Annotated in this window: 2 protein-coding genes; both read left to right on the top strand. The window is 64.1% G+C overall.

Annotated elements, in window-relative coordinates; translation table 11 throughout:
* On the top strand, positions 1-313 hold a 313-nt coding region (locus G1E_RS29590), incomplete at its 5' end, for a septation protein IspZ (RefSeq protein ID WP_047149937.1).
* Between the two features lies 1 nt (position 314).
* Positions 315-614: a YciI family protein gene (locus G1E_RS15915; RefSeq protein WP_009683653.1), complete on the top strand. Its 300-nt coding sequence runs from the start codon at positions 315-317 to the stop codon at positions 612-614.
* Positions 615-651 lie beyond the last annotated feature (37 nt).

Below are 651 nucleotides of genomic sequence, written 5' to 3'. Positions count from 1 at the left end.
GGTCAACTGGCTGTTCGCCCTGGGCTTTGCCGGCAGCCACTTCATCGGTGACCGGGTGCTGATCAAACGCATCATGGGCCACGCCCTCACCCTCCCGGATGCCATCTGGACGCGCTTGAACCTGGCCTGGATCGCGTTCTTCCTGTTCTGTGGTGCGGCCAACCTGTTCGTCGCCTTCACCTTCCAGGACTTCTGGGTGGACTTCAAGGTGTTCGGCAGCCTGGGCATGACCGTGATCTTCCTGGTGGCGCAAGGCGTGTACCTGTCGCGCCACCTGCACGACGACCCTTCTACCTCCAAACCCAAGGATTGACATGCTCTACGCCATCATTGCCAGCGACGTCGCGAACTCCCTGGAAAAACGCCTGGCTGCCCGCCCGGCGCACATCGAACGCCTGCAGCAGCTCAAGGCCGAAGGCCGCGTGGTGCTGGCCGGCCCACACCCGGCCATCGACAGCAACGACCCGGGCGACGCCGGCTTCAGCGGCAGCCTGATCGTCGCCGAATTTGCCTCGCTGGCCGAAGCCCAGGCCTGGGCCGATGCCGACCCGTACATTGCCGCAGGCGTGTACGACAAGGTCGTGGTCAAGCCGTTCAAGCAAGTATTGCCGTGATCCGAGACCGCATCGCTTTCTTCGCGGGCTTGCCCGC

Origin of the sequence: Pseudomonas sp. TJI-51 (genome assembly GCF_000190455.2) — a bacterium.
GTDB lineage: Bacteria > Pseudomonadota > Gammaproteobacteria > Pseudomonadales > Pseudomonadaceae > Aquipseudomonas > Aquipseudomonas juntendi.
Note: the sequence above shows the minus strand (reverse complement) of the source record. Positions and strands in the feature narration are given on the sequence as shown.

Coding starts and splice junctions, on each gene's coding strand:
- G1E_RS15915 (WP_009683653.1), top strand. CDS start 315: ATGCTCTACGCCATCATTGCCAGCGACGTCGCGAACTCCCTGGAAAAA.